The sequence below is a fragment of the Sphingomonas paucimobilis NBRC 13935 genome (assembly GCF_000739895.2).
Classification (GTDB): domain Bacteria; phylum Pseudomonadota; class Alphaproteobacteria; order Sphingomonadales; family Sphingomonadaceae; genus Sphingomonas; species Sphingomonas paucimobilis.
On record NZ_BBJS01000013.1, the window covers coordinates 31740 to 50325 of the forward strand.

18 protein-coding genes are annotated in these 18586 nt (G+C 66.4%); 10 read left to right on the forward strand and 8 right to left on the reverse strand.

Annotated features, from left to right (window positions below):
• Nucleotides 1-24 precede the first annotated feature (24 nt).
• The 3 genes from SP6_RS04285 to SP6_RS04295 all read right to left on the reverse strand — a co-directional run bounded on the left by SP6_RS04285 (nucleotide 25) and on the right by SP6_RS04295 (nucleotide 4348).
• The gene (locus SP6_RS04285; protein ID WP_158005305.1) at nucleotides 25-1854 is read right to left on the reverse strand and encodes a calcium-binding protein; all 1830 of its coding nucleotides are present in this window, start codon (nucleotides 1852-1854) and stop codon (nucleotides 25-27) included.
• A gap of 453 nt (nucleotides 1855-2307) precedes the next feature.
• Nucleotides 2308-3090: a PRC-barrel domain-containing protein gene (locus SP6_RS19985; protein WP_007404285.1), complete on the reverse strand. Its 783-nt coding sequence runs from the start codon at nucleotides 3088-3090 to the stop codon at nucleotides 2308-2310.
• Nucleotides 3091-3163: 73 nt separating this feature from the next.
• Nucleotides 3164-4348 (reverse strand): S8 family serine peptidase, encoded by a 1185-nt coding sequence (locus SP6_RS04295; protein WP_007404331.1) that lies wholly within the window; start codon nucleotides 4346-4348, stop codon nucleotides 3164-3166.
• An 89-nt stretch (nucleotides 4349-4437) separates the two neighbouring features.
• On the opposite strand from SP6_RS04295, the gene SP6_RS04300 reads away from it, so the two are divergent.
• Together SP6_RS04300 and SP6_RS04305 are read left to right on the forward strand one after the other, a co-directional pair.
• Complete coding sequence (locus tag SP6_RS04300; RefSeq protein WP_037568238.1) at nucleotides 4438-4926, forward strand: sigma-70 family RNA polymerase sigma factor; 489 nt, start codon at nucleotides 4438-4440, stop codon at nucleotides 4924-4926.
• A complete protein-coding gene (locus tag SP6_RS04305; RefSeq protein ID WP_007404346.1) occupies nucleotides 4923-5603 on the forward strand; it encodes an anti-sigma factor family protein in 681 nt (226 codons plus the stop codon). Before SP6_RS04300 ends, SP6_RS04305 begins: the two co-directional genes overlap by 4 nt.
• Before the next feature lie 42 nt (nucleotides 5604-5645).
• On the opposite strand, the gene arsB is transcribed toward SP6_RS04305, so the two are convergent.
• Genes arsB through SP6_RS04325 form a run of 4 tightly spaced genes read right to left on the reverse strand, consistent with a single transcriptional unit; the run spans nucleotide 5646 to nucleotide 8458 of the window.
• A complete protein-coding gene (gene arsB, locus SP6_RS04310; protein ID WP_037568192.1) occupies nucleotides 5646-6725 on the reverse strand; it encodes an ACR3 family arsenite efflux transporter in 1080 nt (359 codons plus the stop codon).
• A 4-nt stretch (nucleotides 6726-6729) separates the two neighbouring features.
• Nucleotides 6730-7158, reverse strand: coding sequence for an arsenate reductase (glutaredoxin) (arsC, locus tag SP6_RS04315; protein ID WP_007404270.1), 429 nt, complete (start codon nucleotides 7156-7158; stop codon nucleotides 6730-6732).
• Nucleotides 7159-7169: 11 nt separating this feature from the next.
• Nucleotides 7170-7502 carry an ArsR/SmtB family transcription factor gene (locus SP6_RS04320; RefSeq protein ID WP_007404290.1) on the reverse strand — a complete coding sequence of 111 codons (333 nt, stop codon included), beginning with the start codon at nucleotides 7500-7502 and terminating at the stop codon, nucleotides 7170-7172.
• Nucleotides 7503-7558: 56 nt separating this feature from the next.
• Entirely contained in the window at nucleotides 7559-8458 is a 900-nt protein-coding gene (locus SP6_RS04325; RefSeq protein WP_007404465.1) for a LysR family transcriptional regulator, read from the reverse strand.
• A 101-nt stretch (nucleotides 8459-8559) separates the two neighbouring features.
• Here SP6_RS04325 and SP6_RS04330 point away from each other — a divergent pair, with 101 nt between their 5' ends.
• From SP6_RS04330 to SP6_RS04365, 8 genes are all read left to right on the forward strand, one after another.
• Entirely contained in the window at nucleotides 8560-10038 is a 1479-nt protein-coding gene (locus tag SP6_RS04330) for a proton-conducting transporter transmembrane domain-containing protein (RefSeq protein WP_007404444.1), read from the forward strand.
• A 16-nt stretch (nucleotides 10039-10054) separates the two neighbouring features.
• Nucleotides 10055-12448 carry a YbcC family protein gene (locus SP6_RS04335; RefSeq protein WP_007404334.1) on the forward strand — a complete coding sequence of 798 codons (2394 nt, stop codon included), beginning with the start codon at nucleotides 10055-10057 and terminating at the stop codon, nucleotides 12446-12448.
• Nucleotides 12445-13317 (forward strand): DUF6671 family protein, encoded by an 873-nt coding sequence (locus tag SP6_RS04340; protein WP_126053139.1) that lies wholly within the window; start codon nucleotides 12445-12447, stop codon nucleotides 13315-13317. Before SP6_RS04335 ends, SP6_RS04340 begins: the two co-directional genes overlap by 4 nt.
• Before the next feature lie 16 nt (nucleotides 13318-13333).
• On the forward strand, nucleotides 13334-13561 hold the full coding sequence (locus SP6_RS04345) for a hypothetical protein (protein ID WP_007404317.1): 228 nt from the start codon (nucleotides 13334-13336) through the stop codon (nucleotides 13559-13561).
• A 119-nt stretch (nucleotides 13562-13680) separates the two neighbouring features.
• A complete protein-coding gene (locus SP6_RS04350; protein ID WP_037568193.1) occupies nucleotides 13681-14637 on the forward strand; it encodes a GAF domain-containing protein in 957 nt (318 codons plus the stop codon).
• Between the two features lie 161 nt (nucleotides 14638-14798).
• Entirely contained in the window at nucleotides 14799-16325 is a 1527-nt protein-coding gene (gene adh / locus SP6_RS04355) for an aldehyde dehydrogenase (protein ID WP_007404484.1), read from the forward strand.
• Nucleotides 16326-16386: 61 nt separating this feature from the next.
• A complete protein-coding gene (adhP, locus tag SP6_RS04360; protein ID WP_007404348.1) occupies nucleotides 16387-17418 on the forward strand; it encodes an alcohol dehydrogenase AdhP in 1032 nt (343 codons plus the stop codon).
• A gap of 11 nt (nucleotides 17419-17429) precedes the next feature.
• Complete coding sequence (locus SP6_RS04365; RefSeq protein ID WP_037568195.1) at nucleotides 17430-17804, forward strand: DUF779 domain-containing protein; 375 nt, start codon at nucleotides 17430-17432, stop codon at nucleotides 17802-17804.
• Nucleotides 17805-17845: 41 nt separating this feature from the next.
• Here the strand turns inward: SP6_RS04365 and SP6_RS04370 are convergent, their stop codons facing one another.
• Nucleotides 17846-18559, reverse strand: coding sequence for an SDR family NAD(P)-dependent oxidoreductase (locus SP6_RS04370; protein ID WP_007404354.1), 714 nt, complete (start codon nucleotides 18557-18559; stop codon nucleotides 17846-17848).
• Between the last annotated feature and the right edge of the window lie 27 nt (nucleotides 18560-18586).

An 18586-nucleotide genomic window follows, 5' to 3' on the forward strand; every position in this document is an offset into this window, starting at 1 on the left:
CCAGCCTGCCAATCCCTGCGCCAATCAGCCGAAGAACAGGCCGTCCGACGGTAGGCTGTCCCAGGTCGCATGTTCGATCAGCAGGTCGGTCGCCCCCAGATGCAGCAACAGGCCATCGGCCGTCTGTTCGCTATGGCTGCGCAATTCGGCCATGGTGTGGAAGCCGCTATTAGTGATCTGGATCTTGTCGCGTTCGACATCGCTCAGGCGGAAATCCTCGATCGTGACATGACCGGGCAGGCTGGCATCGACGACGAACAGATCATCGCCCAGCCCGCCGTTGAGTAGGTCGCGCCCGCCACCGCCGGTCAGCCAGTCATTGCCTTCCCCACCATAAAGCGAGTCGTTGCCGCCGCGCCCGTCGAGCCGATCGTCGCCGCTGCCGCCATAGAGAAGATCGCTGCCGTTGGTACCGGTCAGCGTGTCGTTGCCCGCCAGGCCGAAGACCCGCGAACCCGTCAACACATCCGCGCCGGCCGTACCCTGCCGCGCGGCGGTATAGGCGATGTCCTGGTCGAAACGTTCGAACATGCCGCTGAACGTCTGGTCTTCCAGCCGATCGGCCTCGATCGTGTAATGGCGTCCACCCCATAGCCCGGTGTCGAGGAACGTCACCTTTTCGACCCCCGAGACGATGTTCAGGCCGAAGGATTTGGAGAAGAAGGCGGTGGTGCCGTCCGCCAGGCGCGACACGCTCCAGTCGCGCATCGATCCGGACAGTTCGAGCGTGTCGGTGCCCAGCCCCCCCTCGATGCGGTTCTGGCCCGTACCCGGGCGTATGACGTCGTCGCCGCCCGCGCCGTCGATATAGTCGTTGCCGACATTGCCGCGCAGCCGATCGCCAAATTGCGATCCGATCAGGAAGGCGGAGTCGCCGACATGGCCATGCCGGTCGGACGGGCGTGCCAGATCCTCGACCCAGGCGATGTCGCGCGTGGCGGCGGTGAGATTAGAGACGATGACCAGGCTGTCGCGCGAGGTAAGATCGTAGAATGCCGACTGGGTGATCCGCGTGACCGCGTCCGAGGTGATACCCGCGACATGCGCCGCCCAGCCGCCCGGAATATTGTACAGCGCAAAGGGGCCATAGGGCCATGCCGGGTTGGCATAGTCGTCGCTGAACAGGATGAGATTGTCCGTCGAGGATTGCAGGGCATAATCCTGCCCGATCAGGCCGGGGGCGGCATCCACCGCCTCGCCCAGGGAATCGAAATCGCCCGCCGCCCGGTGAACGATATCATTCTCGAACCCGATGTTCAGGACGCGGTCCTGGCCTTCATAGGTATAGGGGACGGCATGCGCGACATAGCTGCTGTCGGCAAAGAAGCCCCCGGCCAGCGTGTCGGCATATTTGGCCATGATATTGGTATAGGCGGCGCCCAGCGAATAGCCGGTGACGATCACGTCGTCGGCGGTCAGGCCGTTGCGCAACGCATAGTCGCGGACCGCGGTGAGCAACTGCTCCATATAGGGCGCGATCTCGCCGCTGTTGAGTTGCGTATAGTCGAGCAGATCGACCGGCGAATTGGTGCCGGCGAAGGTCACCGACAGGCGAGTGACATGACCGCTGGTGTCGCGCTCCTCATAGATTTTGGCTTGCGGCCCCGAGAAGGTCCGCCCGGTCAGCGGACTTTCGATGATGTAATAGCCATCGCTGTCGACCGAGTCCGGCCCCATCCCGAGCGCCGCCGGGCCGACGTCGGACCAGCCGGCGGGCAATGCCACATGGATCGGATTGGCGGTGGCCCCTGGGGGAAGGATGTTGCCGAACGTGTTGGCCAACTGCGCGACCGGCAAGCCGAAGATTCGATCGAGCTGGCCGAAGGTCGCGAGCTGCAACGTTGTGTTGGCCAATTCCGCGGATTCCGTAACGGAATATCGACGATAATCGAACATACCCATGACGTTTTCTCCCCTAAGAACCTGTCTATTTTGAAGAAACCTATCATGGTTGATTGGTTTTGGTAAATAGGCGTGATGGTTTGTCCAAGGGATCGGGTGCATGCCGTCCTCGGTCAACTCAGGGATCGGCATGAGAAGTGAGCGCTATTCATAGTGTAATGCAGCGCTGAATTGAAGGACTTGCATGTTTACTGGACAGGGCGTGCAATCTGCCTCCGACATCGAGGTGGCAATATTGATTGATCCTGAGCCAGCGGCCGATGGTATCGCGCCCGGGACCCCGACCCAGTGCCGAGGTCCGTTTACAAGAGTAGACCCACTTCAAACGTAAAAGGGCGCACGCAAGCTAAAGAGCTCGCGTGCGCCCCCTTGCCGGCTGCCGGGTGCAGCCGGCCGGATCGGGTTTTACTGCGCGGTGGCTTCGCGACTCACGGCGCTGCGAGCCATCGCGGAGACAAGGACGTTGCCTTCGCCCGAGAAGTTCGCCGCAGGCAGCGTCGCCACGCGATTGCCGACCTGCACCAGCACGTCGCGCACGCGGCCATCGGCCTCGCTCTTCAACGCACGCACCGTACCGATCGCGCGCCCCTTGGCATCGACGACATTCATGCCGGGGCGCACATCGACACTGCCCGCACCCTGTGCCGCAGCGCTACCGGCCAGGGCGAGCATGCCGTTGCCGAGGGTACCGCTGCCATTCGCGGAGCCCGCGCCCGACCCAGCGACATTGCCGGCGGTCGAACCGACGGCATTGCGTGCGCCGCCGATCGCCTCGCGGCCACGTCCGGCGATATCACGGGCGACGCCGCGTGCCGTCGAGCGGACCGCGTCGGTGCCGATCAACTGCGCGTCGACTGCACCCGAAACACCGCCCGATCCACGTGTTTCGGCGCCACCGCCGCCGATCGGCGAGCGGCTATCGATCAACGTGCCACCCTCACCGGAGGCGCTGCCCCCGGCGCGAACGCGACCGCTGCGAGTGTCGACCTGACGTTCGGTGCGCAGTTCGCCGGCACCCGAGCGGCTGAGCGTGCCATTGGCCCCGGCGCCTGCCGAACCCAGCGTTCCACCAAGGCTGCCCCCCAGCGTTCCGCCTAGCCCACCGCTGCCACCGAGCAACTGTGCCGAGGCTGGGGTGGCGGCAATCGCAAGCGCGAGGGCGGCAGTCGTGAACAGAGTGCGTGTCATCACGGGTCTCCTTATTGTCTGATGGGAGAACGGATGCCGCCGCGCACTTAATCCCGATCTGTGCGATTTTTTCTTATCGGCGCGCGACGCAGGTGGCGCAGACCAGACCTCGGCCATAGCCGCGCCCTTTTCTCGCTTCGCGATCCGCGCCCGCACGCCCGACGGCGGCAATCCGTGCGGCGACCAGCGGCGCGGCGAAGGAAGTGCCCCGTACGGCCTTCATCCGTCCCCCTGCATCGGGCGCGGCAAAACCGGCGGCAGGCCCGGCATAGTCGAGATGGCTGGCGCGACCGGCCTCGATCAGCACCCGATCGCGTGCATCCACACCGGTCACCGCGACGACGCCGGGATAGGAGGCGGGGTAGGCGGGCGGGGCGGTCGGGCCGTCATTGCCGACCGCGGCGACGATCGTCATCCCCCGCCGCTGCGCCGCCGCAACGACCCGTGCGAGCAGCGGGTTGGGCGGACCGACCAGGCTGATCGAGACCGTGCCGACACGCTCCCTCGCCAGCCAGCCGATCGCACGCGCGATGGCGACCGCACCGCCGCCAGCAGGATCGTTGCCATAGACGTCGGCGGCCAGCACGCGTGCACCAGGTGCACCGCGCCCGACCAGCCACTCGACCGCGCTGCCATGATCGCTGGCGCGTGGCGCGCCGTTCGCGAATCCCATTTGACGCACGCCGGGATCGGCGACGCCGCCATCGATGATGCCCACGGTCGTGCCGGCGGGGGCGGGGGGGACCTGCACCGGCACGGCGGCGACGTTCCCCGCTGCCACGGAACCGCTCTCGAAGTGGATCACATCGGCGGCGACGTCTGCCGCCTGGCGCCGGGCCCGGGCGAGAGCGCGGTCGAGCCGCACCCCATCGGGTACCGCGAGCCGCGCATAGCCGACGCCAAGTCCGTCGATTTCCGCCCTCTCGATCGTCCGGAATCCTTCATGCTCGAGCGCCGTGATTTCCGCATCGGTAGGATCGGTCAGCACCACCTCGCCAGCGCGGGCGGCATTGCCGCGATCGTCACGTACGACCAAGCCACCGCTGTCGCGTACCAGCCGCATGATCCGATCGAGCCGTGCCGCGTCCAGCAGCCGCACTGGTGCTTCGAGCAGCCGCGGCACGCCATCGACGGCGCGGTCGACCGCGCCCCTGACCTGATCGGGCAGTGCGGCGACGGGCGCGGGCAGCGATGGCAGCAATTGCCCGCTCGCGGGAGAGGCGAGCAGCAGGGCGAGCACGAGCGGGAGGCGGGGCATCACGGTCCTTCTTGACATAAATTAGCGCGCTGTCACGGATGAAACGTACGCTGGCATCCGTTTCATCCATAGCCGAGAAGGAAGCGACGCTGAGTTTCGAGAGCGATCTGACCCTGTTGCTGCCCCGTCTGAGGCGGTTCGCCCGTGCCTTGACGCACGACGCGGCGGACGCCGATGACCTGACGCAGATCGCGGTCGAGCGCGCGCTTGTGGCACGCGCAAGCTTCGTCGCGGGAACGCGGATGGATAGTTGGATGTACCGGATCATGCGCAATGCCTGGATAGATACCACGCGCAGCCGAGCGCGCGCCGCGCAGACCTTCGTCGCGGAAGAGGCGGGGGCCATGGTCGGCGATGACGGCGACCGCGCGCTCGAAGCCCGCGCCGAGCTCGGCCGGGTCGGTCGGGCGATGGCGACGCTGCCCGATGAACAGCGCGAGGCCGTGGCGCTCGTGCTGGTCGAGGGGCTGGCTTATAAGGAGGCGGCGGCCGTGCTCGACATCCCGATCGGCACGCTCACCTCGCGGCTGGTGCGGGGCCGCACCGCGCTGATCGAGAAACTGGGGAAGGCGGCATGAGCATCGATCCCGAAACGCTGATGGCCTATGCCGATGGCGAATGCGATCCCCTGACCGCGCGCCGCGTCGAGCATGCCATCGCGGCCGATCCGGCGCTGGCCGCCGAAGTGGAGGCGCATCGCGCGCTACGGGCGCAACTAGGCGGGGCGTTCGCGCCGGTGGCCGACGAGCCGATACCCGCGCGGATCAGCGCCCCGCTGGCGTCGAACGTCGTCGCCTTCCCGCATCGCCCCCGCCGCCGTTTCCCCACCGTCTGGGCAGGCGCGGTAGCCGCAAGCCTGGTCGTCGGACTGGTGCTTGGTCGGGGGCTCATGCCGGAGCGGCCGGCCGCCGTCGGGTCGGCCGGGCTGGTTGCGGGAGGCGCGCTTGCCCGAGCGCTCGATACCCAGTTGGGCAGCGACGGGGCGCGCCAGGGTGTGCGGATGCTGGCGAGCTTCCGCGCGCAGGACGGCGCACTGTGCCGGGTGTTCACCGCCACCACGACAAGCGGCATCGCGTGTCGCGATGGCAATTCCTGGGCGCTGCGCCGTACGATCTCGGGTGTCACGGAGACCGGCACGTACCGCCAGGCATCGTCGCCGACCGCTTCCCTGATGGCTGACGCCCAGGATCTCATGGCGGGCGATCCGCTCGACGCTGCGGCGGAGCGGAAAGCGGTGGCGCAGGGGTGGCGATAATTCAGTCGGGGCTGGATAGGGTTGGTCGGAGGGGATCGCGGTTCAGGCCGGCGCCCCCCTTTCATACCATCCGCGTGTCCGCTTCACGATCGTGACGACGGACAGCATCACCGGCACCTCGACCAGCACGCCGACGACCGTCGCCAACGCCGCGCCGGACTGGAGACCGAAGAGCGAAATCGCGGCCGCAACGGCGAGCTCGAAGAAGTTGGACGCACCGATCAGCGCCGCCGGGGCCGCCACGCACCATGCGACGCCGAAGCGCCGCGACAGCCAATAGGCGAGGCCGGCGTTGAGATAGACCTGGATGAGGATCGGCACCGCGAGCAGCGCGATCACGAGCGGCTTCGCGACGATCGCCTCGCCCTGGAAACCGAACAACAGCACCAGCGTCGCCAGCAACGCCATCAGTGAGATTGGGCCAAGGCGGCTCAGCAGTCGTTCGAGCGCGGCGGGCCCGCCCGTTGCCAGTACGGCGCGGCGGACGATTTGCGCCGCGATCACCGGCACGACGATATAGAGCAGCACCGAGATCAGCAACGTGTCCCACGGCACCGTCACCGACGCGACGCCGAGCAGCAGGCCGACCAGCGGCGCGAACAGGAACACCATGATGACGTCGTTCAACGCGACTTGGCTCAGCGTATAGGTTGGCTCTCCGTCGCACAGATTCGACCAAACGAAGACCATGGCCGTGCAGGGCGCGGCGGCCAGCAGGATGAGGCCCGCGATATAGGACGGTCCTTCGCCGGCGGGCAGCAGCGGTGCGAACAGCCAGCCGATGAACAGCGCCCCCAGCGCCGCCATCGAGAAGGGCTTGACCGCCCAGTTGACGAACAGCGTGACGCCGACGCCCTTCCAATGCTGCCGCACCGATCCCAACGCGCCGAAGTCGATCTTCAGCAGCATGGGTATGATCATCAGCCAGATCAGCACGGCGACGACCAGATTGACCCGCGCGACTTCGGCTGCGGCGATCGCACCGAACAGGCCGGGAAGCAGATGCCCCAGACCGATCCCGGCGAGGATGCAGAGCAGCACCCAAAGCGTCAGATATCGCTCGAACGTACCGATACCGGAACGCGCAGGCTCAGGGGCTGAGATAGGGGTGGTGGGGGACATCGGGTCAGGCAACCCGCTGGCCGGATGCGTCTACCACTTGCTCGCCATCTTCCTTGGCGAAGGCGCCGCACTGTGCGGTCGGCAGCAGATCGAGAACCGCCTCGGACGGCCGACAGAGCTTCACGCCGAGCGGCGATACCACCAAAGGGCGGTTGATGAGGACCGGATGCGCCATCATCGCATCGATCAGCGCCTCATCGGACAGGGACGGATCGCCCAGACCAAGTTCGGCATAGGGCGTGCCCTTTTCGCGCAGCAATGCACGTGGCGTCATCCCGGCGCGTGCGATGAGGTCGATCAGCAGCGCGCGTGACGGCGGCGTCTTCCGATACTCGATCACATGCGGTTCGATGCCCGCATTGCGGATGAGGCCCAGGACATTGCGGGACGTGCCGCATTCGGGGTTGTGATAGACGATGATATCGATGGCCATAGCGCGGGCTTTCAGCAGCAGGGGGTGAGTTCGGCGACGAGCGACGCGCACAGCTCGACTTTCCCGTCGCAACAATCCTTGACGAGGAACAGCATCAGTGCCCGCAGCCCATCCAGATCGGCGCGATAGATGATCGATCGGCTGCGTCGTTCTGACCGCACCAGGCCGCCCCGGGCGAGGATACCAAGATGCGCCGACATGGTGTTCTGCGGCACATCGAGTTGCCGGGCGATATCACCCGCCGCCAGCCCGTCCGGTTCATGGCGAACCAGAAGGCGAAACACAGAGAGGCGCGTGTCCTGCGCCAGGGCCCCCAATGCAGTGATAGCCGAGTCGATATCCATATATCCGGTATAATGGATATATGGATATCGGCCAAGCCTCTATCGATGGCCTGCCGCTATTGGAAAGGGTTATCGGCGGTCTGGGTGCCCAGCTTGATCAGTTCCGCGACATGTGGGTTGGGGAATTTGCGGTCCACGGTCACGGCGTAGAAGGTCTCGACGATGCCGGGCAGGGTATCCGCTTCGACAAGGATGCCGCTTGCCAGTTCATCGCGGACCGCGATCGGCGGCAGGACCGCCAGTGCGAAACCTTCGCGAACCAGCAGGCGCATCATCGCGACATCGTCCACCTCGGCGGCGATCTGCAAGCGGATGCCGAGGCGATCGACCAGCGCCGTCACGCTGGTCCGCACGCCGCTCTCCTCGGTGGGCAGGATCACGGGGTGGCGGGCCAGTATCTGCTCCAGCGGTCCGCCATCGCTGACCAGATGTGGATGGCCGATCAGGCTCACCGGTTGCTCGTGCAGCTTGTGCGCGACGAACGGCGTCAATGCATCGGTTGCCGGCACGGAGTTCGTGAGCGCCACGTCCAGCGACAAGGAACGCAGACCGCTCAACAGATCCGCCGGGCTGCCCGAACGCAGGATGATTTCCAGGTCGTTGCGGCCCAGCACCGGCTTCAGGAAAGCGAGCTGAAAGTTGCGCGACAGGGTCGCCAGTGCTCCCACCCGGACCGGGCGCCGCGCCATGCCCGTCGCGCGTAGGATGCCGACCAGATCGTCCCCGGCAGCGAAGATGCTGTCTGCATGATCGAGCGCGATTCGCCCGGCCTCGGTGAGCTGCAACTGCCGTCCCCGCCGCTCGAACAGCGCGTGACCCAGACGATCCTCCAGCTTGCGGATCTGCACCGACAGTGCCGATTGCGAGACATGGAGGCGCTCGGCGGTCCGGGTGAGGTTGCCGTCCCTCGCCACCGCCCAGAAATAGCGGAGATGGTTGTAATTGAAATCGCTCACCCTTCGTTTTTAGCGAATGATTACGCCTAAACAATGAATTTTCATTGATCAGGGCGGCGCTCTAGCGGGTCGCGGCACACCAGCCACGAAGAGAAGGCCCGATGTCCGATATTCCCCTCACTCTACTTTCCCCGATATTATTGGGCTTGGCCATCCTGCCCGCCTTGTGGGGGCGCTTTGCGGTCGTGGAGGCCCTGGCGCTTGGCGGACTCGCCACCGCGATCGGCGTGGCGGTCGCGACCGGCGGCACCGATGTCGTTGGCGTCGTGATGTTGTCGCTGGTCAGCTTTATCGGCTGGATCGTGGTGCGTTACGCCCGCGTCTATCTGGACGGAGAGGCGGGGCAGCGCCGGTTCATGGCGTGGCTGTCGGCGGTGCTCGCGCTGATCATGGTGCTGGTCGCGGCCGATGATGTGGTGCCGCTGGTCGTGGCGTCGATCGGCGTCGGGCTGTGCCTGCGCAACCTGCTGCTCTTCTATCCGGAACGTATCGCGGCTCGACGGGCGGCACGTAAGTTCGCCCTCACCGCGCACGCCGCCGATGGGGCGTTGATCGCCGCCGCGCTGCTGCTTTTCCTCGCCTATGGCACGACCACGATCGCGGACATCGCGCAGGCGGCGCGGACCGGATCGGGCGGAGGTCTTGCGATCGGTGCTGCGGCGTTGCTGGCGGTGGCAGCGGTGCTCAAGTCCGCGCAATTCCCCCTTCATGGCTGGCTGACCGAGGTCATGGAGGCGCCCACGCCGGTTTCTGCTCTGTTGCATGCCGGCGTCATCAATGCGGGCGGTTTGATCCTGATCCGCTTTGCCGATGTGATGCTGCTCGCCCCGGGGGTGCTGGCCGTCCTCGTAATGCTCGGCGGCTTCACCGCCTTGTTCGGCGGGCTGGTCATGCTCACCCAGCCGGCGGTGAAGACGTCGCTCGCCTGGTCGACCGTCGCGCAGATGGGGTTCATGATCATGCAATGCGGGCTGGCGCTGTTCCCGCTGGCGCTGCTGCACATCGTCGCGCACTCGCTCTACAAGGCGCATTCCTTCCTGGCATCGGGCGGGGCGGTGGAGCGGATCGCCGCCGCCCGCCGCCCGGGACCGGTGGCCGTTCCCGGGGTCGGGGCGGTCGCGCAGGCCTTCCTGATCGCCATCGCACTCTATGTCGCGATCGGCTGGGGCTTCGGCTTCTACCATAATTCCCCGCAGGCGATCGCACTCGGGGCGATCCTGATCTTCGGCGTGGCCTATCTGCTGGCGCAAGGGCTGGCCGACAAGGCGCCGCGCCCGCTCACGCGGCGGTTGATCGCGGCTTCGATACTTGCGGCGCTGGGCTATTTCATCATGCACGAACTCGCCTTTCGGCTGACCGCGACCACGCTGCCCGCGCCGCCGGCGCCGGGCGCGCTCGAATGGGCACTGATCGTGCTGGCGGTCGCAAGCTTCGGAGCAGTGGCCGTCGCCCAGGCCATGTTCCCGCGCTGGGCCTACCACCCGGCCGCCGCCGGGCTGCGTGTCCATCTGTCCAACGGCCTTTACGCCAATGCCGCGTTCGACCGCCTGATCGGCGGCTGGCGCACCCGTGACGCCTGAAAATCTAGGAGCGATCATGATCCAGCACATTCAGAAGCAGGCCGATCCGGCCACCATCCTCGCGGCGGCCCGGGCCGCAGGTCTCGCTATCCCGCCAGCCTGGCCGCTGGCGGCCACCGTCGCCGTCAATCCCTATCTCGGGCAAACCGGGCGCGACCTGGCGGGCACGGCCGCATTGCTGGCCCGCGTGGCCGGGCAGCCAGTGACCATGGCGCGCGACTGGTACAATGCCCGCATCGCATCCGGCGAAATCACCGATGCGGATATCGCCGGGGCGCTCGAGGCGAGCCGATCCCCTCTACGTCCCCGGTCGATCGTGGAGCTGAAGGCGGCGTTCCAGGTGCCGGTGACGGCGCCGGCCCCTTTGCCGACGGTCGCCGATCTCGCTGCGCGGGTATCCGGGATCGACTGGCCAGCGATCATTGCCGAGCGGTTCGGTGCCTGGGCGGCGCACTATGCCGATGATGGCCAAGCGCTATGGGCGGCGCCACGGGGCGGGCACGCGTTCGATGCCTGGCGTGCCTTCGCCACCCACGACCTCGCGCCGGAAATTGCGGGGCTGAGCGGATTTGCTGCCTTCGTCAGCGGTCTATCCGGCACGGCGTCCCAGACGATCACGAGGGCGGCGGCGCTTATGGGGCTGACCGCCGGTGCGGCGGATGGCTATTTCCATCGGCTGCTCATCACGCTGGGCGGTTGGTCGCACTATGCCCGGCATCGGCTGTGGCAGGCCGAGCTGAGGGGTGAAAGCGATGACACGATCACCGGTTTTCTGGCGATCCGCCTGTTGTGGGACCAGGCGCTGCTTGATCGATATGGCGAGCGTATCGGCGCGGACTGGCGTGCGGCCCTGATCCGCTATGCCAAGCCGATAACCCCCAATCGCGATCAGGTGATCGACGCGATCATGCAGGACGCCAGCGAGCGCGGGGTGCAGCGGCGTCTGGACGAACGACTGCGGGCGGCGTCCGGCGACGCGGCTCCGGCGACGATCGCGCTGCAGGCGGCGTTCTGCATTGATGTCCGGTCGGAGGTGTTCCGCCGCGCGCTGGAGGCCGTCGACCCGGCGATCCGGACGCTGGGCTTTGCCGGCTTCTTCGGGCTGGCCACCGCGCATCGCCCGTTCGCGGCCGATACCGTGGAGCACCGGCTACCGGTGCTGCTCAATCCGGGTTCGCATTCGTGCTCGGGGGATGCGTCCGGCCATGCCGCCGACCTCTCCGCCCGGTTCAAGGCGCGCGCGGTTCGGGCTTGGGGGCGTTTCAAGCTGGCGGCGGTGTCGTCCTTCGCCTTCGTGGAAGCGTCGGGACCGGCCTATATCGTCAAGCTGGCCCGCGACGCGCTGGGTGTGGGGGGAACTCGACTGGCGGCCGATCCGGCACCCCGTTTCGATCCGCCACTCGACCTTACGACGCGTATAGCGACGGCGGCGAAGGTGCTGCGGGCCATGTCGCTGACGCGCGACTTCGCACCGATCGTGCTGCTGGTCGGCCATGGCGCGACCGTCACGAACAACCCGCACGCCAGCGCTCTCCATTGCGGCGCATGTGGCGGGCATAAGGGCGATGTCAACGCACGGCTGCTGGCGGCATTGCTCAATGATGCGGACGTGCGCGCCGGGCTGGCCGAGGCGGATATTCTCATCCCATCCAGCACGCGGTTCGTCGCCGCGCTGCATGATACCACGACCGATGCCGTCACCCTGTTCGCCGACGGGGAAGCGCCGGCGGCGCTCGAACAGGTGCGGCTATGGCTGGCCGCCGCGGGCGAGCGGGCGCGCGCCGAGCGGGCCAAGCGCCTGCCGCGTGCGCGCGGGCCGCAGGACATTTTGCGTCGGAGCCGCGACTGGGCGGAGACGCGGCCCGAATGGGGACTGGCCGGGTGCAACGCCTTCATCGCCGCGCCGCGTCGGCGTACGGCCGGCGTCGACCTGGGGGGACGGGCCTTCCTCCATGACTATGACTGGAGAGCGGATCAGGGCTTTGCGGTGCTGGAGCTCATCATGACCGCTCCGGTGGTCGTCGCGAGTTGGATCAGCCTGCAATATTATGGCTCGACCGTGTCGCCCGATCTGTTCGGGGGCGGCAACAAGCTGATCCATAATGTGATCGGCGGCATCGGCGTCGTCGAGGGCAATGGCGGTATGCTGCGCGTCGGCTTGCCCCGGCAGTCTGTCGAGGACGGGACGGCGCCAGTGCACGAGCCGCTCCGGCTGAGCGTCTGTATCGAGGCGCCGACGAGCGCCATGTCGGCGATCCTGGCGCGGCACGACGGTGTCCGCGCGCTGTTCGACAGCGGCTGGATGCATCTGATCGCGCTGGGCGAGGAAGGCGGCATGGTCGCTCGCTATGCGGGTGACCTGCAATGGGTCGCGCTCGGCAATGCGGCGAAGGAGACGCTCGCGGCATGAGTGATGCGACGATGGCGGGACGCATGTGCGCCGGGGAGCGCGCCATATTCGCCACGATGCATGGCAAGGAACGCGTCGTGGCCCCGCTGGTGCGACGTTTCTTGGGCATGGCCGTCGCGGTGCCCGCCGGGCTCGACACCGATCGCTTCGGAACCTTCGCGCGCGACGTTCCGCGCCTCAGCTCCGCGCTCGACGCCGCCCGGCAAAAGGTGGCGGCGGCGTTCGCGATCGATCCGGGCGCGTCGCTCGCGCTCGCCAGTGAAGGAAGCTTCGGCCCGCATCCGCACTTCCCTTTTCTCGCCATCGACCGCGAGATCGTGGTCCTGGCGGACCGGGCGAGCGGGTTCGAGCTGGTCGGGCAACATGCCACGGCGAGTACGAATTACAGCCACCGGATCGTGCAGAACGTGTCCGCAGGGCTGGCCTTTGCCGCGGGCATCGGCTTTCCCGGCCATGGGGTGGTTGTGATCGCGGTCCGGGACGGACAGCCGGCCCCCGATATGGCACTGACCAAGGATGTGGCGGATCATGTCGCGCTGGGCGAGGCCATTGCGGACATCATCCGGCGCTGCGGTGCGGCGTTCGTGGAAACGGACATGCGCGCGCACCGCAATCCGCAGCGTATGCGCGCGATGGCCCGCGCGACGACCGACCTGATCCGGCGCGCCCGCAGCCGCTGCCCGTCCTGCGCTGCCCCGGGTTATGTGGTGAGCGAACGGACCGCGGGCTTGGCATGTGCGGACTGCGGCGTGCCGACCCTCGCCATACGGGCGGAGATACGGACGTGCATCCGCTGCGATCACCGCGTCGAGCAGGCCGTGACGGCCGCCGCTGCCGACCCGCGATACTGCCCCTGCTGCAATCCCTGACCATTGCGAGAGGATCATGGAACACGAACCCGAAATCAAACTGGCCATCGCGGAGCGCCGTATCGCTTGGGTGCTCGATCATCCCGCCTTCAGCGACTGGTTGGAGGATGCGCTCTGGTCGGCGCGCATATGTGATCCCGTCGCGGTGCAGAATGACATCGAGATGCTTCGTCACCTGATCGCCGCGCGATCCACCGCGCAGATAGAAGGGGCTTTGGCGAAGTCAGAAAATATATCGGTATAGGAAGGGAAGGACATGCGCCCAGGTCAAGACTTGGGTGTATCTCTTCTGCTGTACCGCGTCTCCATCTGTAATTGACTTTATAGCGCATTTGCTGCGATCCTCGCGGCCGGAGAGATGCCATGCCGCAAACTAATATGCGTCACAGCGAAGCGGTGCTGGAAGCGATCAGTTCGCCCAGCCAGGCGGGGATTTCGGCGGTCGCCGCATCATGGTGTCGATCGGCGCTGAACCACGGTCTCGACCCCGAAGCATGTGGGCGACGCGAACGGCTGAGCGAGGCGGCCCTGCTGTCCTTGCGCGCCGAGCATGAGGATATGCTGGCGGTGGCGACGCCGGTGCTTGACCATATGTTCCGCTCGGTCGGCCGGTCGGGCTGCGCGGTCATCCTGAGCGACGCGAGCGGCGTGATCCTGGAACGCCGGGCGGGCGATGCGGACCGGGACGGCTTCTCCGCCGCAGGGCTGGTCGAGGGGATGCGCTGGGGCGAAGCGGTGGAGGGGACCAACGGCATCGGCACCTGCCTGTTCGAAGACAAGCCGGTCGTCATTCACCGCGACCAGCATTTCGCCAGCCGCAATGTCGGCATAAGCTGCATGGACGCGCCGGTCCACGATCCCTTTGGCCGACTGGCAGGGGCGTTGGACGTATCGAGTTGCCGTGACGACCATGGGCCGGCGATGGCGGAGATGGTGGCCGCGCTGGTCCGCGATGCGGCGCGCAAGATCGAGCGTGACTATTTCTGCCGGCATTTCGCCGACCGTCGCATCATCTTCCTGTGCGACGATGCGGTGACCGGCAGCGCGCTGCTGGCGGTGGACCGCGATGATCTGGTGGTCGGCGCCAGTCGGGCGGCGCGGTTGCAACTCGGTTTGAACGACGCCGCGCTGGCGACGCCGCGCGCATTGACGCAGGTGCTTGGCGAGGATGCGCAGCCGTCCTTCGATGATGCGGACCGGACGGTGCTGCGGCAGGCACTGGCCCGGGCGGGGGGCAATGCCAGCCGCGCGGCGCGTTTGCTCGGTATCGGGCGGGCGACGCTCTATCGGCGTATGGCGCGAGCCGGTCTGGCGGGCTGAACCGTCCCGGCGCACGACCGCCGCCGCAACCTGTCTCGCTGGCGAGACACTATGCCCGGTCTGCTTAAGGCCCCCCTCTTTCGTCATGCGCGGCCACCTCGATAGGATGCGATCAGACGCCAGCCCAATGGCGCCAGACATTGCTATGGAGAGGATCAGCCATGACCACCAACGTCCTGGATCGCCCGGCGACGACACTGCGATCGCCGTTCGGGCCGCGCTACGACAATTTCATCGGCGGCACTTGGGTCGCGCCCAAGGCGGGGCGCTATTTCGACAATATCTCCCCCCTGACCGGGCACGTCGTAGGCGAGATTGCCCGTTCCCAGGCGGAGGATGTCGAAGCCGCGCTGGATGCCGCACACCGCGCGAAGGACGCCTGGGGGCGTACCTCGGTCGCCGAGCGTGCGCTGATCCTCAACCGCATCGCCGATCGGATGGAGCAGCATCTCGAACAGCTCGCCATCGCCGAGACATGGGACAACGGCAAGCCGATCCGCGAGACGATGGCCGCCGACCTTCCGCTCGCGATCGATCATTTCCGCTATTTCGCCGGCGTGGTGCGCGCACAGGAAGGCTCGATCGGCGAGGTCGATCACGACACCGTCGCCTATCACTTCCACGAGCCGCTGGGCGTCGTGGGGCAGATCATCCCCTGGAACTTCCCGCTGCTGATGGCCGCCTGGAAGCTGGCGCCGGCGCTCGCCGCAGGCAACTGCATCGTGCTGAAGCCGGCCGAGCAGACCCCGGCATCGATCATGGTGTGGATCGATCTGGTCGGCGACCTGTTGCCCCCGGGCGTGCTCAATATCGTCAACGGCTTCGGGCTGGAGGCGGGCAAGCCGCTGGCGACCTCGCGCCGCATCGCCAAGATCGCCTTTACCGGTGAGACGACGACCGGCCGGCTCATCATGCAATATGCCAGCGAGAACCTGATCCCGGTTACGCTGGAACTGGGCGGCAAGTCGCCGAACATCTTCTTCGAGGATGTGGCGCGCGAGGATGACGATTTCCTCGACAAGGCGATCGAGGGTTTCACCATGTTCGCGCTGAACCAGGGCGAGGTCTGCACCTGTCCCAGCCGCGCGCTGATCCATGAGAAGATCTATGATCGCTTCATGGAACGCGCGCTGAAGCGCGTCGCCGCCATCGTGCAGGGCAGCCCGCTCGACAGCACGACGATGATCGGGGCGCAGGCGTCGTCGGAACAGCGCGACAAGATCCTGTCCTATATCGACATCGGCAAGCAGGAGGGCGCGGAGCTGCTGATTGGCGGTGCCGCAGCGAACCTCGGTGGCGAACTGGCGAACGGCTATTATGTCCAGCCGACGGTATTCCGCGGGCACAACCGGATGCGCATCTTCCAGGAGGAGATTTTCGGCCCGGTCCTGTCGGTGACGACGTTCCGCGATGAGGAGGAGGCGCTGTCGATCGCCAACGACACGCTTTATGGGCTAGGCGCAGGCGTTTGGAGCCGCGATGTCAACACCTGCTATCGCTTCGGCCGCGCGATCCAGGCCGGGCGCGTGTGGACCAATTGCTACCACGCCTATCCGGCGCATGCGGCCTTCGGCGGCTATAAACAGTCAGGCATCGGCCGCGAAAACCACAAGATGATGCTGGATCACTATCAGCAAACCAAGAACATGCTGGTCAGCTACAGCCCCAAGAAGCTCGGCTTCTTCTGATCCTGCCGCACCCCGTCCGGTGCGGGCGGGGTGTGTTTTCTCAAGCCAAAGGAGTGACTTTATGGCCAAGACCATGAAGGCTGCCGTCGTGCGCGCGTTCGGCAAGCCGTTGAGCATCGACGAAGTGCCCGTGCCGCAGGCCGGCCCCGGCCAGATCCAGGTGGCGATCCAGGCGTCGGGCGTGTGCCACACCGACCTGCACGCGGCCGAGGGCGATTGGCCGGTCAAGCCCAACCCGCCCTTCATTCCCGGTCACGAAGGCGTCGGCTATGTCAGCCAGGTCGGTCGGGGCGTGACGACCGTGAAGGAGGGCGACCGGGTCGGTGTGCCCTGGCTCTACAGCGCATGCGGGCATTGCGTGCATTGCCTGGGCGGCTGGGAGACGTTGTGCGAGGCGCAGCTCAACACCGGCTATTCGATCAATGGCGGCTTTGCGGACTATGTGGTCGCCGATCCGAACTATGTCGGTCATTTGCCCGGCAATGTCAGCTTCACCGAAATCGCGCCCGTGCTGTGCGCCGGGGTCACGGTCTATAAGGGGTTGAAGATGACCGACACCAAGCCGGGGGACTATGTCGCGATCAGCGGTATCGGCGGGCTTGGCCATATGGCGGTCCAATATGCGGTCGCGATGGGGCTGAACGTCGCGGCGATCGACATTGATGATACGAAACTGGACCTCGCCCGCCGGCTGGGGGCGACGATCACCGTCAACGCCCGCAACGACGATCCCGCGACCGTCATCAAGCGTGAGACGGGCGGCGGCGTCAACGGTGTGCTGGTGACCGCGGTCAGTCCGAAGGCGTTCGAGCAGGCGATCGGCATCACCGCACGGGGCGGCACCGTCGCGCTCAACGGCTTGCCGCCGGGCGACTTCCCGCTCAATATCTTCGGACTGGTGTTGAACGGCATCACCGTGCGCGGCTCGATCGTTGGTACCCGGCTCGATTTGCAGGAGTCGCTCGATTTCGCCGCAAAGGGTAAGGTCAAGGCGACTGTGGAAACCGCCAGGCTGGAGGACATCAACACGGTGTTCGATCGGATGCACAAGGGCCAGATCGAAGGCCGCGTCGTCATGGACCTGGCAGCATAGGAGGACGAGGCATGGCCGACGGGGTGTCACAGATCGAACGGGTGATCGCCACCCCGGCGGCGCTGGCGCTGATCGACGCGATCCGCGCCGATCATGGGCCGGTGATGTTCCACCAGTCCGGCGGTTGCTGCGACGGATCGTCGCCGATGTGTTATCCGCTCGGCGAGTTCCGGCTGGGGGAGGGGGATATCCTGCTTGGCACGGTCGGCGGCGCGCCCGTCTATATCGGGCGGGCACAGGGCGAGGCCTGGGCCCATACCCAGTTGATCCTCGACGTCGTACCCGGCCGGGGCGGCATGTTCAGCCTCGACAATGGACGCGAGCAACGTTTCCTGACTCGCGGCCGGGTCTTTACCGACGAGGAGCTTTCCGCATTGGGTGTCTGATCAGTAAGGCGGCATCCCTACGGATCGTCGCCTGTCGCCTTTTACCATGGCACGGTCTTGCCATGCCGGTCGATGAAGCGGAGGCCCGGCTGGCCTTGTTGCGCGATCAGCGTATCGACCAGATCGGGGACGGTTTCCTCTATGCCGAAGGGGGCCTCCGGCCCACCCAGTTCGGTGCGTATCCATCCCGGGGCCATCAGCACCATGGCGCGGGGGTCATCGGCATGGCGAGCGGCATAGCTGCGCATATATTGATTGAGCGCGGCCTTGCTGCCCCGATACACCTCATGGCCGCCGCTGACATTGTTGGCGATGCTGCCCTGGCCCGATGACATGACGCCGATCAGGCCATCGGGGCGCACCAAGTCCTGCAATCCTTCCACCGCACGCATCACGCCAAGCGCGTTGGTGAGCATGACGCGCACGAACTCATCGGTCGATGCTTGGGCGATCGTCTCGGCCTGATCGTGATTGGCGGTTCCGGCGTTGACGAACAGCATGTCGAACATCTGGCCCGATAGACGCCCGCGTAAAGCGGCGATCTGTTCGGGTTGCGCGATGTCGAGATGCTCGATCGAAACCTGATCCGGATGCATCCGGGCAAGTTCGTCCAGCGCGGCCCCGCGGCCCTCCCGCACCGTGCCGACGACATGCCAGTTCTTCGTCACAAACTCGGCCGCCATGGCTTGGCCGAGGCCGCGGGATGCCCCGACCAGCAATATGGTGCGGGGTGGCCGATCGCGATGGTTCGTCATGGCATGGTTCCTTTGCTGCACCGATGG